The following is a 14,774-nucleotide window of genomic DNA, read 5'->3' as shown; positions in this document are numbered from 1 at the left end:
CAGTCACGACGATGCAAGGGCCAGCGCAGGGCGGGGCGGAAAGTGCCCGGGGTTGGGTCGCAGACGGTGCCCGGGAGGACTAGGCGCCCGCTCCAACCCATTCGACACTGCCGTCCGTGAAGAACTGTTCCTTCCAGATCGGAACCTGGTCCTTGATCCGGTCCACCAGTTCCGAACATACCGCGAAGGCCTGACCGCGGTGCGCTGCCGCGACAGCGCAAACCAGCGCCGGGTCCCCGATCTCCAGCATCCCGATCCGGTGGGCCACCCAGATCCGCACCGGCTGTTCCGGCCCGCCGGAACCGGCGGGTGAGCTGCCGGCCGCCTGTTCGGAGACGAGTTGCGCGACGACGTCGGCCATCACCTGGTGCGCGGTGGGGTGCGCGCTGTAACTGAGCCGCTGGACGGGTTTGCCGCCGTCGTGGTTCCGGACCACCCCGCTGAAGCTGACCACTGCACCAGCGGTGTCCGATTCGACGGCCGCGATGGCGTGGTCCACGCAAATGGGGTCGGCACTGAGTACCGCGGTGACCACTTCAAAGGTTGAGTCAATGCCCATGGCCGCCCTCCAGCTGGTCGCACAGGTGTCCCAGGATGGAGTCCAGCACGCTGAGCCCATCCATGACACCTTTGGGAGATCCGGGAAGATTGATGATGAATGTCTGGCCCGCAGCACCCGCGTGGCCCCGGCTCAGCATCGCCGTCGGGGTCTTGGTCAGTCCGGCGGCCCGGATGCCCTCCATGATGCCCGGGATTTCCCGGTCCAACAGGGGCAGGGTCTGTTCCGGAGTCGCGTCCGTGGGGCTGAGGCCGGTACCGCCGCTGGTGATGATGACAGCCGGCGCCTGGGTCAGCAGCGCGCGCAGGGACGCGCCCACGGCGTCGCCGTCCGGAACCACCATGGCCGGATAGGTCTCGAAGCCGTGTTCGGTAAGCCAGTCGATGATGACGGGACCGGTCAGGTCCTCGTAGATTCCGGCCGCGGCGCGGGTGGAGGCGATGACGACGCCGGCCTTCCGCCCGGTGGCTTCACCGTGACGGTGTGGTTCGGGCATGCTCATAGTTTCCAGTCCCCGCTCTTGCCGCCGCTCTTGGCCAGCACCTTGATATCGGTCAGGACCGCGTGCTTGTCTACGGCCTTGATCATGTCGTACACGCTGAGGGCGGCGACGGAGGCTGCGGTCAGCGCTTCCATTTCGACGCCGGTAACCCCGCGGGTCTTCACCGTGGCGAACACGGTGACAGAGTCGGCGTCGAGCTCAAAGTCGACGGTGACCTTGGCGATCGGCAGCGGGTGGCAAAGCGGGATTAAGTCCGGGGTTTTCTTGGCGGCCAGGATGCCGGCGACCCGGGCGACAGCCAGGGCATCGCCTTTGGGCAGGTCTCCGCTGCCGAGGAGCGCCAGGACCTCCTCCGTGCTGCGGACTGTGGCGGTGGCGGTGGCCTCGCGGGTACTTTCGGCCTTGTTGGACACGTCCACCATCTGGGCCGTGCCATCCTGCCGCAGGTGGGTCAGGCCCGGGCCCTCCGGTGCAGGGTTCACCCCTGCGGGGTTCTTCCCTGCGGGGTTCTTCCCTGCGGGGGTCTTCCCTGCTGGGGTCATCCCTGCGGGGGTCATCTTTGGAGGGTTCTCTTCATTCACAGCATCCATACTTCCACCTCGGCGCCCGCAGCGAGCGCAGCGGTACCTTCGGGCACCTGGATCAGGGCGTTCGAGTGCGCGAGCGCGCTGACGAGGTGCGAGCCTGCGCCACCCTCAAGCCGGACAGTCCCGTCGGGAAGGACGGTGCCGCGCCGCACCTGATGCTTGCCGGCCGGCGACGTCAGCGCCCCGGCCAGCCGCGCCCTCACCACGGGCCGGGGCGCCGGCGAGCCGAACAGATCCCCGAGCGCGGGCCGGAGGAACATTTCGAAGGACACGAGGCAACTCACCGGGTTTCCCGGAAAGCCAAGGACCGGTACGCCCTCGAATGTTCCAATCCCCTGCGGCCCGCCGGGCTGCATCGCGACGGCAAAAAACTGCACGTCGTGACCTGCCATCGCCTGCCGCACCACCTCGTAGGCGCCCTTGCTGACCCCGCCGGTGGTGACCACCAGGTCCACGTCCGCCGCGTGCCGGCGCAGCAGGGCAGCCAGTTCCTCCGGGCGGTCGGTGGAGATCCCGGTCCGTGTGACGTCAAGGCCGGCCTGGCGCATGGACGCCTCCAGCAAGGTGGCATTCGAGTCGTAGATCTTGCCGTCGCCCAGCGGGCTGCCCGGTTCCACGACCTCGTCCCCGGTGGTGACCAGCAGGATCCGCAGCGCACGGAAAACGGGCGCCTCCGTGAAGCCCAGGGCCGCCAGGAGTCCCAGCTGGCCCGGTCCCAGGCACGTTCCGGCGGGAAGAGCCAGCTCACCGGCGCGGATGTCGCTGCCGGGATGGCGGACGAAGCTCCGAGCCGGGGCAGCAGGCAGCCGCACGGTCGCGGGCACGCCCGGGGCCGGGAAGACATCGGGTACGGCCTGTTCAATCGGCACGACGGCGTCCGCTCCCGGCGGCATCATGGCGCCGGTCATGATCGGTGCGGCTGTCCCGGCGGCAAGTTCAGGAGCCATGGCTCCGGCGGCAACGGGGGCGGCGACGTGCAGGTCGGCGCCGCCGTCGGGCACGTCCGCGCTGCGGATGGCGAAGCCGTCCATTTGCGAATTGGCGAATGGCGGAAGGTCCAGCGGAGCCACGACGTCCGCGGCAAGGCCACGGCCTAGGGCCGAAAGCAGCGGGAGCCGTTCAATCCGGTCCGGGCTGCGGAGCGGGGCCAGCAGGTGACGCACCGACTCCCGGTGTGCTTCCACGCTGACGTGCCCTGCCTGGGTGCGGTGCATACGGTGGTGACCCCTCATCTGAGCCGTTGGCCGGGTTCGCCGGTCCGGCTTCCTTACCGGACGGGCGGCCGGACGGGCGGCCGGGCGGGCGGCCTGGCGGGCGGCCTGGCGGGTTCGCCCGGCCGGTTAGGACTTCACGTCAACTCTAACGGTGTGAAAGCCAGTGGCCCCGCTGGGCGCCACCGGCGCGCGGTCCTCCACTTGCGCCACGCCATTGCGGTCCGTGGCGCGGACCTGGATTTCATAGTTTCCGGGGGTGAGCGGCACCGCCAGCTTCCACTGGTACCAGGTGTCGAGGGAAATCCCGGGAGCCAGCTCCGCCTGCTGCCACACGCCACGGTTGACCCGCAGGTCCACGCGCGCTATCCCGGTGTGCTGGGCCCAGGCGACACCGCCGAAAGCCACCGTCCCGGCGCCCACGGAGCGGCCGTCCCGGGGAGTGTCGATGCGGGAGGACATCTTGATGGGTCCCCGCTCGGTCCAGCCGCGGGGTGTCCAGTAGCCGGCGTCGTCCGCGAACCGCGTCACCTTCAATTCGGTAACCCACTTGGTGGCCGCAACGTAGCCATAGAGGCCCGGAACGATCAGCCGGACGGGGAAGCCGTGCTCCAGCGGCAGCGGTTCGCCGTTCATGCCGACCGCCAGGAGCGCGTCCCGGTTGTCCGTCAGCGCCCCCAACGGGGTTCCGGCGGTCCAGCCGTCCGAGCTACGTGACAGGACCATGTCCGCGCCGGCCTTCGGGCCTGCCAGTGCCAGCAGGTCCCGGACCGGCCAACCCAGCCACCGGGCATTGCCGATCAGGTCCCCTCCCACCTCATTGGATACGCAGGCGATGGTGATGTGCCGTTCGATCAAGGGTTTGGCCAGCAACGCGGCGAAGTCAAGGGAAATGTCCCGCTCCACGAGTCCCGTGACTTTGAGCGTCCACTGCGCGGGGTCCACCACGGGGACACGCAGGGCGGTGTCGATCCGGTAAAAGTCGTTGGTGGGTGTGACCAGCGGGCTGACGCCGTCAAGCCGGACGTCGGCGCCGTCCGGGATCGGAGGAGCCGTTGACACGGGCGCGGGGAGCACCAGTTTGCTGCGCAATTCGCTGACGGCGGCGGCAGCTCCCCGGATTGTCGCTGCCAGCACCCCTGCAATGACGGCGCCAGCGGCCGTTCCGCCGAGCACCTGCAGGAACCGTCGGCGGGCAGGGGGCCGCGCGGCGGTGGGCGGCGTGGCAGCGGCCCCCGAAACCGGCACGTCCGGTTCGCTGCCGGTCCGCCACTCTTCCAGCCGCCGGATCAGCCAGCGCAGCAGAATCATTCCCACGGCGGCGGCGAGCAACGGGGCGGGAATGGCATTGGCTGTCAGTTCCGTCCGGCTCAGAACAGCCACGAGCCCCGCGGCACCAAAGGTGGCAATGATGGCTGCCCCGGCGAAACGGCGGCGCAATTCCACCACCCCGCACAGTGCTGCCAGCACGGCGATGAGCAGTCCCATGCCGCCCAGCAAAGCAGCCTTATCAGCCGTGCCGAAGAGGGCGATGGCCCAGTCCTTGACCCCCGGCGGGACCGTGTCAATCACCGCGCCGCCGACAGCGGTCACCGGCGAGAGTGAGGGACTGATGAGTCCTGCCGCGAGCTCGCCCAGGGCGAGGCCGGCACCCACGGCAACGACGCCGGCGCCGGCAGCCCAGCGGGCCCGAATGCGCCGCCCGTTGTCCGGTGGCCCGCCGGCCGGCGGCTGCGGGCTTTGCCGCCCACTCTCCGGCGGGACTTCGGCAAGCGGGACCTCAGCCAGGCGCCGGGCGCTCCGCGGTGTGCCGATCGGAGCGCCGGGTTGATCATGCGGGGTGCTGTTCACTCCTCCAGCATAGATTTGTCCGCGGCGAATGGAACGCTGCCGGCGGAATCGGGCCCGCGGCGGTGTTGCCGGCCCCGCGGTGGCGTAGCCTGAATTTATGAGTGTTCAGCTAGGTATGCCCCAGCCCCGCGCGGATGACAGCCCCGGTGCGGGCTCCTCAAGTGCGCAGTTGGGCGGGCGGCCGGACGGCATGCCCGCCGGCCTCGTCGACCGTTACGGACGGCGCGCCACCGACATGAGGCTCTCCCTGACGGATAAATGCAATTTGCGCTGTACCTACTGCATGCCGGCGGAGGGCCTGGAGTGGCTCTCCAAACAGGCCGTGATGTCAGCCGAGGAGATCGTCCGCATCGTGCGGATCGGCGTCGACACGTTGGGCGTTCGCGAGCTGCGGCTTACCGGCGGCGAACCGCTGGTCCGGGCCGATCTGCTGGACATCATTTCTGCACTTCGCCTCGCCCACCCCGACCTTCCGATCTCCATGACGACGAACGCCGTCGGGCTGGATAAGAAGGCCGCTGCGTTGAAGGCCGCGGGCCTGACCCGCATCAACGTGTCGCTGGACTCGCTCCATGAGGAGACGTTCACCCAGCTGACGCGCCGGCCGTTCCTGAATAAGGTCCTGGCCGGCGTGGACGCCGCGTGGGCCGCCGGGCTGGGACCGGTGAAACTCAACGCCGTTCTGATGCGCGGCATCAATGACGCCGAGTCCCCGTCCCTGCTGGCGTGGGCGCTGGGCCGCGGCTATGAACTGCGCTTCATCGAGCAGATGCCGCTCGACGCCGACCACGGCTGGACCCGCCGGAACATGATCACCGCCGCGGAGATCCGCGAACTCCTCTCCGTCGACTACGTGCTCAGCGCCGATCCGCGGGACCGCGACGGCGCCCCGGCGGAACGCTTCGAGGTCCGGGCGAGGGTTCCCGGCACCGACGAGGCCGCCGGACCCGTCCTGGGGACCGTGGGAATCATCGCCTCCGTAACTGAGCCGTTCTGCTCCGACTGCCGGCGCACCCGCATCACTGCCGAGGGCAAGATCATGAGCTGTCTGTTCTCCCGCGAAGAAGTGGACCTTCTGGGGCTGCTCCGGGAGGGCGCCAGCGACGCACAGCTTGCCGAACGCTGGCAGGACGCCATGTGGATCAAGCCCAAGGCCCACGGCATGGACCACGTGGGACTGGACGCCCCGGACTTCGTCCAGCCGGACCGCAGCATGAGCGCCATCGGAGGCTGAACCACCTGTGAACGTACGTTACTTCGCTGCCGCGCGCGCTGCCGCCGGCGTCGAGGAGGAACACTTCGAGCTTCCCGCCGGCGCCACGGTCGCCGCGCTCCTGGACGCCATCCTCGCCGTCGAACGGCCGGAGCCCCCCGCCGGGACCCCGCCGCTGGCGCGCCTGCTGTCCCGGAGCAGCTTCCTTCTCAACGAGGTGGCCGTCCGGACCCGGACGGCGGCGGTGCAACCGGACGACGTCATCGACGTCCTGCCGCCTTTCGCCGGCGGCTAGCCGGTTCCGGCTCCCCGCGGCAGCGCCCTACGACCTCCCGGAGGCCGGGCCGGTGCCGGCCGGCCTGGCTGCGGTGCCTAGAGCCAGGCCCAGCAGCGCGCTGCGGCTCCGGACACCGCAGACAGCGAACACAGCCTTGAACTGGTCCTGCACGGTGTAGGGACGGATCCCCAGGACCGCGGCCAGCTCCGCCGTGCTGAGTCCCCCAGCGGTAAGTTCGAGCAGCCGGTGCTGCTGCGGGGTGAGCGCGAAGCAGCGGGCGAAAACCTCAAGCCGGTCCGCCGCCGGGCATTCCTGGATGGTCACCGCGAGCGGAGGAGTCGCCCCCCACCGGCCCCCCACCATTCGGGTGGCGCGCAGCAGCGCCCAGTTGCCGTCGCCGACGGAGACCCGCGACATGGCAGGGTGGGTGTCCACCCCGGCCTCGCGGGCCAGCAGCTGGGCGGCGACGTTGAGGACCTCCGCCGGCACGTCCTGGTACGGCCGCGGCCCCCGCTGCAGCAGCTTCAACCACTCCCCGGCCGAAACCGTCTGCCCCGCCACGGCCAGGGCCTCGTCCAGGGTCAGCACGGCCTGTGGCGGCAGTGGCTGCCGGACGGCGGCGGCGGTGCCCCCGGCCTCCGCGTCCCGCCGGCATTGGGCTGCACGGCTCCGCCGAAGGCCGGCCGCCACCATCGGCGCGGCCGTTGCGAGATAGTTGGTCTCCACAGCGGAAAAGGTGCCGTCGTTCCCGATACGCCAGAGGTCCAGCCAGCCCCAGCAGCCATGTTTGTCAGCAAAGACGGTTGAGAGCACGTCCGCCACCCCGTGGTGGATCAACAGCCCGCTCCATAACGGACTGCGCGCAGGATCTCCGCCCGTGGCCGTGAGGAGGGTCGCTGCGGGCCGCGGCGAACGCATTAGCGCCGTCCAACGGCCCTGCGGTGTCACGTACTTGAGCCGGATGAGCTCCGGTAGTTTGTCCGGGCAGGGGATCCGGGCCATCGGGGCGATGCCGGTAGCCGATTCCGGATCCGTCAGGGGCCAGGCGTAGGCGCTGAACGGCACCCTTGCGCCGAGTTCGGCAAGCACTTCCCGGCGCAGCTCCTTGTCATCGAGCATGTCCCGGCAGAGCTGCCCCAGGCGCTCCAGGCTCCGGCTGAACGCCCAGCTGGTGGTCATGAGTTCAGTATGTTCCAAGCCGCGCCCATGCGCCCGGCCACCCGGCGCTGAGTCCGGCCGCCGTCACCAGATTTCTGGGATGTCCGAGGCACCGGGGTGCGCCTACGGTGAAATATCCCCGCATTCGGGGGCACAGGACAACGCAGGAGGGATTGGCATGTACACCTTGCAGATTGAGCACGGCATTGCGGATTTTGGTCTCTGGAAGAGCGCGTTTGATCGGGATCCCGTCGGGCGGGCGGCGTCGGGCGTGATCGCGCACCGGATTAGCCGGCCGGTGGAGGACCCGCACTACGTTGTGGTCGAACTCGACTTCACGCTTCGGTCCCAGGCGGAAGCACTGCTGGCCAACCTGAAGGCGAACGTCTGGACGTCCCCGGCGGCGGCACCTGCCCTCCAGGGCGCCCCGAAAACCAGGATCCTGGAGGAAGCCCTCTGACGGTCCGGCTGCACTGGCCGCCGGAGCTCAGGCTGCGGCCAGGGCCTCCCGGACAGTGTCCGCGACGGCAGCAGCTCCGGCCGCGCCCATAATGATCGTGTAATGGTTGACATCCGGAACTTCCCGGACGGTCAAGGCCGGCAATTTCTCCGCCCAGGCGTCCAGGTAGCCGGGCGCGTACAGGCCGCCGGGCTCGTTGAGCAGCCCGCGCGGTGCCCGCAGCACGAGGGTCTCCACCGCCAGTTCGTCCAAGGCTCTCAGGAGGGAGGCGCCGCGGTGCAGTTCCCCAGTGTCATCGGCCATGGCCCGGTACTGGGTGGCCGGCCGGAGCAACGGTTCCTCTCCGGTGAGGTCGTAGTCGACATAGTCCTCCACGAAGGGGCCCCAGTCAGCGCTGAAAGCCGGGTGCTGTTTCCAGAAGCTGCGGTACACCTCCCGGCTGGCGAAGGTGGCGTTCAGGCGCTCCGCCGCGGGACCCAGCACGGCGGCCACGATCTGTTCGTCGCTCAGGTCCGCCGGAACCTGCAGCGGCAATCCGCCGTCGACCAGCACCAGGGACCGCACGCGCTCGGGGAACAGGTTCGCGAGGACCAGGGACGCGAAGGCGCCCATGGAGTGGCCCACCACCACGACGGGCCCGGTGCTGAGCGCGCCCAGCACCGCGGCGAGGTCCCCGGCGTGGGACGGCATTCCGTAGGGCGCAGGCAGCGCGTTGCTCCGGCCCCGGCCCCGCAGGTCGGGGGCGATGATCCGGATGTCCGGCAGCTCGTGGGCCAGCACCGCCCACGCCATGTGCGAGGCTGTGACGCCGTGGACCGCGAGGATGGTCGGGGCGGCCGGGTCCTCGGGTCCCCAGAGGGCGGTGTGCAGGGTTCCGCCACGGACCTCAACGTCAGTGGTTCGGTAGCTGGGATTGCTGGTTTCCTGGCTCATGGGGCTGTCCCTTCCTGGGTCTGGATGGTGCTTGGAGCGGGGCCGGCCACAGGAACGTCCGCCGGTGCCGGGGCGAGCGCCCGTTCGATGAACTGCATCATTTCCTCAAAGACGTCCTCCGGGACGTCCGGCCGGGCACCCTGCAAGGGTTCGACGCCCTCCTCGTCCCAGAGCACCCAGCGCATGCCGATCAGCTCACCGATGCCCATCAGGGCCCAGGCCGCCACGGTGGGATCCATCGCCCGGACTTCGCCGCTGAGTTGCGCGGCTTTAAGTCCTTCGATGTAGCCGTTGACGATCCGGGTGTAGTGCAGCCGCAGAGCCCCTGGCGAGACGAACTCGGCCTGGCGGATAATCCGGTACAGCGCGGGATGTTCCGCCGTGAACTTGAAGAAGGCGCGGAACCCCGCGCGTTCGGCCGCAAGCCGGTTGCCGGCGGAGCGGGCGGCGTCGGTCATGGCGTGCCGGACCCGCCGGTTCAAGTCCTCGACGACCTCGTCGAAAATGGCCTGTTTGCCCTCGAAGTACAGGTAAAAAGTGCCGAGGCCGACCCCCGCTTCCTCGGTGATCTTGACGATGGAGGCCTCGTGGTACCCGACCGACGCGAAGACCGTCTCGGCCGCCTGCAGCAGCTTGGCGCGCGTTCGGGTGCCCCGCGCAGTGCGCGGCACGGCGCTCACAGCCCGCCGCCGGTCACGGGACGCGAGAAGGCCACAGACCCGGACGCGGCTCCGGGGGGCGTGTCCGGGGTGTCGGGACGTCCTGCAGTTCCGCGGCCCTCAAGCTGTTGCCGCAGCCTGGCGCGCAGCACCTTGTTCAGCGCCGTCCGGGGCAGGGCGCCGACCATCTCGATGCGGGCGGGGACTTTGAACGGCGCCAGCAGCGCCGCGCAATGGTCGAGGAGTTCCTGTCCGTCTGTCGCCAGGCCCGGGCGGACCACCACGAAGGCGACACCGGTTTCGCCCCAGCGCGCATCCTCCACACCAACGACGGCGGCCTGGGCAACGGCAGGATGGGCCAGCAGCACCGCCTCGACCTCGGCCGGAGCCACGTTCTCGCCACCGGAAATGAAGATGTCCTTGAGCCGGTCCAACACTTTGATGTACCCCTCGGCGTCGCGTTCCACGAGGTCACCGGTGCGCAGCCAGTCCCCCGCCAGGACGGCAGCCGTCGCGGCCGGGTCGCGGAAGTAGCCGGCGAAGACCCCCGGGCCGCCCACCAGCAGTTCGCCGGTGGCGGCGCCGTCGAGGACCGCCCCGGTCACGGGATCAGCCACCGCGACGGCGACGTGCGGGTACGGTTTTCCCGAATACCCCACCATCCGGGCGGCGTCCTCGTTGGGCAGGCAGAGCACATTGGGTGACGCCTCGGTGAGGCCGTAGCCCTGGCTCAGCGCCACTCCCCTGCGGTGCCAGATCCGCAGCAGCGGCGCCGGCATGGGTGCCCCGCCCACCACGGCGTGCCGCAGGCTGCCAAGCTCTGCGGACGCAAAATCGGGGTGTTCGGCCAGCATCAGGTACTGGGTGGGGACGCCCATGAGCATGCTCACGCGCCGCTCCGCGATGAGCTGCAGGACACGGCCGGGTTCGAAGCCGCGTTCCAGGACTACGGTGGCACCGGTCCACCAGGCCAGCAGGGGCTGGATGTTCCACCCGCCGACGTGGAACTGCGGCAGCACGGCCAGGACGACGTCGGTGCTGCCCAGATCCATCGTCCGGGACAGCGACAGGTTGGTCCAGAAGCAGTTCGCATGGGTCAGGACCGCGGCTTTGCTGGCACCTTCCGTGCCGGACGTGAAAATCATCAGGAGGGGGTCTTCGTCCCGCACTTCCCTGCTTGCTTCGCTCCGCCTCTGGCTGAGGGTCCGGGACGGCGGGGGCACGGACTTTTCAATGCCGCCGGGACCGAGCGCCGCGGTGCGCGGCCGGTGCGCCAGCAGGATGCACGCCGCCGCGGCGAGCGAGTCGAGCTCGTCCTCGACCAGCAGCAGCTGCGGGTCCGCGAGCTCAAGCTGCGCAGCGAGTTCCTGGGCCGCGAGCCGCCAGGACAGCGGGACCAGGACCAGGCCGGCCTTGGCGCAGGCGAAGAACACCACTACGTGGTCCGAGCTGTTGCCGGTGAGGGTCGCAACCCGGTCCCCCGGAACGTAGCCGGCGGTTTTCATACCGGTTGCGAGGCGGTCCGCCCGGCGTTCCAGCTCCCCGTAGGTGAGCGTGCACCCGCGGTCGTCGATGGCGATCCGTTGCGGGGTGGCCAGGCTGCGGTCCGTAGTCCAGCGGCCCAGGGTGTGCAGTCCGTCGGCGGGAATCATGCCGATTCCGCCAGGATCTCGCGGGACATCGCCGTCCTTTCGCTTGCCGTTCCCGCGGGTCCGGCTCCGGGGCTGCCGGGCCGGGCTCTGTGCCGGTCCCGGCGTCGGGCCAGCCGCTGCGCCGTGCCCGTCAAGCCACCGGGCAGGAAGAGCACCACGAGGATGAACAGGGTTCCCAGGATGAAAAGGGGCTCAGACAACGGTACCCGCAGGATGTCCGGCAGCGCGGCGATGGCGTCGGAGTTCGCCAAGGTCGTGAGGCGCTGGTCCAGGATGGTGTAGAAGACCCCGCCGATCACGGCGCCCCAGCGCGAGCCGACACCGCCCAGCACCACCATGACGAGCAGGGTAATGGTGAGGTCGGCGGACATGGCCCGCGGGACGGCGCCGCTTTGCAGCAACAGGAACACCATGCCGATAATGCTCACCAGGACGGCGGAGACCACGAAGATCAGCAGCTTCACCAGGTACGGCTGCAGGCCAAGGACGCGGACGCGGAGTTCGTTCTCGCGGACGGCGGCGGCGACGTGCCCGGCGCGGGAGGACTGCACCCAGGTGACCACGACGAAGACCACCACGAGCACCGCCAGGGCCAGCCAGTAGAGGTTGCGGGTGTTGACCACGCCCACGAGAAAGTCGGGCAGGTTATCGGTGCGCAGCGTCAGGCCTTCGTCGCCGCCGGTGGTGCCGTTCGGGTTGCGGCCCACGATCACCGATCCGGCCTGCGCGAACGCCAGCGTGACCATGGCGAACGGGATTCCGCTGACCCGCAGGCTGATGCTCCCCACTACATGGGCCAGCACAATCACTAGCAGCAGGGTCAGCCCCATCGCGGGCAGCAGCGGGATATCCAGGTTCTGCAAGATCATGGCCAGGCCATAGACTCCGGCGCCGAAGTACAGCGCATGCCCGAAAGACAACAGGCCGGCGACACCGAGCAGCAGGTGGTAAGTCAACGCGGCGGCGGCCATGAGCATGGACATCGCCAGCAGCTGGAGCGATCCTGGCGTGTACGTCGGTCCGGGCAGTACACCGGGCAAGGACAGGTTGAGCAGCGGCAGGAGCACCAGAAGGGCCGTACCGGCGGCCGCGGCTGCTGCGCCGGCGATCCTGCGGCGGTTCGGCCGTGTCCGGCGGGGGCCGCCGGACCGGGTGGCTTCGGCCACCTGGCGGGGTTCCGTGGCGCTCCCGGCTCCCGGGGCGGCAGCGTTGGTGGTGCCGGCCTTGTTGGTGCCGGCGGCGTCGGTATCGGTGGTCATGAGGTTCTCCCGAGCAGGCCGGTGGGACGGAACAGCAGCACGAGCGCCAAGGCGAGCACCACGACAAAGTCGCCGGTGCCGCCCAGGTAGAAGTTGGCGAACTGCTGCAGGACGGCAACGGCGACGGCGGCTATGGCCGCTCCGGTCAGCGAGCCCAGCCCGCCGATCACGGTGACGATGAAGGCGAAGATCAGCAGCGAGCCGCCCAACATCGGGGAGACGTAGCCAAAGTAGTGCGAGGCCAGGACCCCGCCCAGCCCAGCGGCGGCACCGCCGATGGTAAAGACGAGGGTGAAGGCTTTCCGGACGTCGATGCCGAGGGCCGTCACCATGGAGCGGTTTTCCACGCCGGCCCGGATGATCATGCCGTACCGGGTGTTCTTCAGGAAGAACACGAGGGCCAGCAGCACCAGCACCGCGGCGATGATACAGACGAACCGGTCGTTGGGGACGCGGGCGCCCAGGATCTCGGTGGTGTCCTTGAACCAGGCAGGTCCCTGAATGAACACCGGATCCGTGCCCCAGATGCCGTCAAAGAGGGCAACTGCGGCGAGGGAGAGGCCCACCGTGATGAGCACCTGCTCGATGTGCCGCTGGTACAGCCGCCGGATCAGGACGAACTCGGTGAAGGCGGCGAAGGCTGCCCCGGCGGCGGCCCCGACCAGCAGGGACAGCAGGAATGTCCCCCAGTTGTCCGAACCGGTGCGGCGGGCAAGTTCCCAGCCGGTAAAGGCGCCGAGGGTGAGGAACGCACCGTGCGCGAAATTCAGGACGCCCATGAGCCCGTAGATCAGCGACAGGCCGGCGGCCACGAGGAAGTACAGGGCACCCAGACCCAGGCCGGTGAAGAGCAGCAGGATGACGGTACTCACAGGGCGGCGCCTGTCCCGGCGGCTTGTCCGGCCGGTTCTCCGGCTGGGTGTCCGGCTGGGTGTCCGGCTGGAGCGGCGTCGCTGGACACACCCAGCAAGCGCTGGGTGAGCTCCGCATCCTCGAGGAATGCCAGGGCGCTGCCGGTGTGGACCACCCGGCCGCCGGAGAGGACCACTGCGCCGCCGGCGAGCTGGCGGACGACGTGCAGGTTCTGCTCGACCAGAAGGATGGGGACGGTCCGGGCGGCCTCGGCGAGGGTCTCGGCGACCTCGGCGACGATTTTTGGGGCCAGGCCCTTGGTGGGTTCATCGACCAGCAGGATCTTATTGGTGTTGAGCAGCGCACGCGCCAGGGAGACCATCTGCTGCTGGCCGCCGGACAGGGTTCCCGCCATTTGGGCGGAACGGGCCAGCAAGTCCGGAAAGAGTTCTTCAACGAGCTGGCGCCGGGGTGCCGCGTCGCGTTCGGCGAGACGGAGGTTCTCCGCCACGGTGAGCTTTGAAAACACTTCGCGGTCCTCGGGGACGTAGCCCACACCGCGTTGAATGATCCTGAACGTCGGTTCCTTGTCGATCCGCATGCCGTCGAGCTCTATGGCGCCCGTGCGGTCGATCAAGCCGATGATGGCCTTGATGGTGCTGGTCTTTCCGACGCCGTTGCGGCCCAGGAGCGCGGTGATGCCGGTGGCCGGGACCGTGAAGGAGACGTCCTCCACGACCTGTTGACCGGAGATGTGGGCGTTGAGCCCTGCAATTCTGAGGATCGGCCGGTTGTCCGCGGCGGTGCTCATACGGGTTCTCCAAGGTAGGCACTCTGTACTGTCGGGTCCGACATCACGGCCTCGGGGCTGTCCAGGGCGAGCAGGCTGCCGTGATGCATCACGGCCACCCGGTCCACGAGACCCAGAACCACGTCCATGTGGTGCTCCACCATCATCACGGTGCAGCCACGGTCCCGGTGCAGTCCCGCGATGATCGCGGTGAGGGACGGGACGTCCCCCGACGCCACCCCGGCCATCGGCTCATCCAGGAGCACGACGGCGGGGTCCGTCGCCAGCAGGACGGCGATCTCCACCTTGCGCTTTTCGCCGTGCGAGAGGTCCCCGGCCGCCGTCGTCAGCTGGCTGGTAAGCCCGACTTCCGCGATGGTGCCGCGGGCAATCCGGGTGGCGTCATCCGAGGCGGACGGGAAGCGCAGCAGGCTGAAACTGCCGCCAATTTTGGCCTGGGCGGCGAGCCGGACGTTTTCCAGCACGCTGAGCCGGGGAAAGAGGTTCGAGGTCTGGAAGGTCCGGCCCAGCCCTGCCTTGGCCCGGCGATGGATGGGCGCGGCCGTGATCTCCCTGCCGTTCAGCGTGATGCTGCCCGCCGTGGGCCGCATGACACCGGAAATCAGGTTGAACAACGTGGTCTTGCCGGCACCGTTGGGGCCGATCACGCCGACCATTTCGCCGGCGCCGATGGCGAAGCCCACATCCTGGAGGATGCGCGCACCGCCGATCTGCAGACCGAGGCCGTCGACCGCCAAGGCGGGCAGGGCTGGGGAATTCATTCGGATCCTTCGTCTTTGGCCGGTCTACG

The 14,774-nt window shown here is 69.3% G+C and carries 16 protein-coding genes; 3 read left to right on the top strand and 13 right to left on the bottom strand.

Features of this window, described 5'->3' with window-relative positions:
• Positions 1–79: 79 nt before the first annotated feature.
• The 5 genes from VUN84_05900 to VUN84_05880 form a co-directional block, all read right to left on the bottom strand.
• Positions 80–559: a molybdenum cofactor biosynthesis protein MoaE gene (locus VUN84_05900; protein ID XAS65193.1), complete on the bottom strand. Its 480-nt coding sequence runs from the start codon at positions 557–559 to the stop codon at positions 80–82.
• On the bottom strand, positions 549–1,061 hold the full coding sequence (locus VUN84_05895) for a MogA/MoaB family molybdenum cofactor biosynthesis protein (protein XAS65192.1): 513 nt from the start codon (positions 1,059–1,061) through the stop codon (positions 549–551). The genes VUN84_05900 and VUN84_05895 overlap by 11 nt, the downstream gene beginning before the upstream one ends.
• Positions 1,058–1,651 carry a cyclic pyranopterin monophosphate synthase MoaC gene (gene moaC, locus VUN84_05890; GenBank protein XAS65191.1) on the bottom strand — a complete coding sequence of 198 codons (594 nt, stop codon included), beginning with the start codon at positions 1,649–1,651 and terminating at the stop codon, positions 1,058–1,060. The genes VUN84_05895 and moaC overlap by 4 nt, the downstream gene beginning before the upstream one ends.
• Positions 1,639–2,862 (bottom strand): gephyrin-like molybdotransferase Glp, encoded by a 1,224-nt coding sequence (glp, locus tag VUN84_05885; protein ID XAS65190.1) that lies wholly within the window; start codon positions 2,860–2,862, stop codon positions 1,639–1,641. The genes moaC and glp overlap by 13 nt, the downstream gene beginning before the upstream one ends.
• Positions 2,863–2,988: 126 nt before the next feature.
• Positions 2,989–4,554, bottom strand: a complete 1,566-nt coding sequence (locus tag VUN84_05880; protein ID XAS65772.1) for a molybdopterin-dependent oxidoreductase — start codon at positions 4,552–4,554, stop codon at positions 2,989–2,991.
• 253 nt (positions 4,555–4,807) lie between these two features.
• Between VUN84_05880 and moaA the strand changes: the two genes are divergently transcribed.
• Positions 4,808–5,944: a GTP 3',8-cyclase MoaA gene (gene moaA / locus VUN84_05875; protein ID XAS65189.1), complete on the top strand. Its 1,137-nt coding sequence runs from the start codon at positions 4,808–4,810 to the stop codon at positions 5,942–5,944.
• Between the two features lie 7 nt (positions 5,945–5,951).
• Entirely contained in the window at positions 5,952–6,218 is a 267-nt protein-coding gene (locus VUN84_05870) for a MoaD/ThiS family protein (protein XAS65188.1), read from the top strand.
• A gap of 27 nt (positions 6,219–6,245) precedes the next feature.
• Here VUN84_05870 and VUN84_05865 read toward each other — a convergent pair whose 3' ends face one another.
• Positions 6,246–7,379 carry a LuxR family transcriptional regulator gene (locus tag VUN84_05865; GenBank protein XAS65187.1) on the bottom strand — a complete coding sequence of 378 codons (1,134 nt, stop codon included), beginning with the start codon at positions 7,377–7,379 and terminating at the stop codon, positions 6,246–6,248.
• Between the two features lie 79 nt (positions 7,380–7,458).
• Here VUN84_05865 and VUN84_05860 point away from each other — a divergent pair, with 79 nt between their 5' ends.
• The gene (locus tag VUN84_05860; GenBank protein XAS65186.1) at positions 7,459–7,818 is read left to right on the top strand and encodes a hypothetical protein; all 360 of its coding nucleotides are present in this window, start codon (positions 7,459–7,461) and stop codon (positions 7,816–7,818) included.
• A 27-nt stretch (positions 7,819–7,845) separates the two neighbouring features.
• Here the strand turns inward: VUN84_05860 and VUN84_05855 are convergent, their stop codons facing one another.
• From VUN84_05855 to VUN84_05825, 7 genes are read right to left on the bottom strand one after another with little or no spacing between them, the layout of a single operon-like run.
• A complete protein-coding gene (locus VUN84_05855; protein XAS65185.1) occupies positions 7,846–8,751 on the bottom strand; it encodes an alpha/beta hydrolase in 906 nt (301 codons plus the stop codon).
• On the bottom strand, positions 8,748–9,431 hold the full coding sequence (locus tag VUN84_05850) for a TetR/AcrR family transcriptional regulator (protein XAS65184.1): 684 nt from the start codon (positions 9,429–9,431) through the stop codon (positions 8,748–8,750). Before VUN84_05850 ends, VUN84_05855 begins: the two co-directional genes overlap by 4 nt.
• The gene (locus tag VUN84_05845) at positions 9,428–11,062 is read right to left on the bottom strand and encodes an AMP-binding protein (GenBank protein ID XAS65183.1); all 1,635 of its coding nucleotides are present in this window, start codon (positions 11,060–11,062) and stop codon (positions 9,428–9,430) included. The genes VUN84_05850 and VUN84_05845 overlap by 4 nt, the downstream gene beginning before the upstream one ends.
• On the bottom strand, positions 11,059–12,321 hold the full coding sequence (locus VUN84_05840) for a branched-chain amino acid ABC transporter permease (GenBank protein ID XAS65182.1): 1,263 nt from the start codon (positions 12,319–12,321) through the stop codon (positions 11,059–11,061). The genes VUN84_05845 and VUN84_05840 overlap by 4 nt, the downstream gene beginning before the upstream one ends.
• Positions 12,318–13,193: a branched-chain amino acid ABC transporter permease gene (locus tag VUN84_05835; protein ID XAS65181.1), complete on the bottom strand. Its 876-nt coding sequence runs from the start codon at positions 13,191–13,193 to the stop codon at positions 12,318–12,320. Before VUN84_05835 ends, VUN84_05840 begins: the two co-directional genes overlap by 4 nt.
• Entirely contained in the window at positions 13,190–13,984 is a 795-nt protein-coding gene (locus VUN84_05830; protein XAS65180.1) for an ABC transporter ATP-binding protein, read from the bottom strand. Before VUN84_05830 ends, VUN84_05835 begins: the two co-directional genes overlap by 4 nt.
• Positions 13,981–14,745, bottom strand: a complete 765-nt coding sequence (locus tag VUN84_05825; protein ID XAS65179.1) for an ABC transporter ATP-binding protein — start codon at positions 14,743–14,745, stop codon at positions 13,981–13,983. The genes VUN84_05830 and VUN84_05825 overlap by 4 nt, the downstream gene beginning before the upstream one ends.
• Positions 14,746–14,774 lie beyond the last annotated feature (29 nt).

It is taken from the genome of Micrococcaceae bacterium Sec5.8 (genome assembly GCA_039636775.1).
Taxonomy (GTDB): domain Bacteria; phylum Actinomycetota; class Actinomycetes; order Actinomycetales; family Micrococcaceae; genus Arthrobacter.
This window is presented reverse-complemented; position numbering and strand designations above follow the sequence as displayed.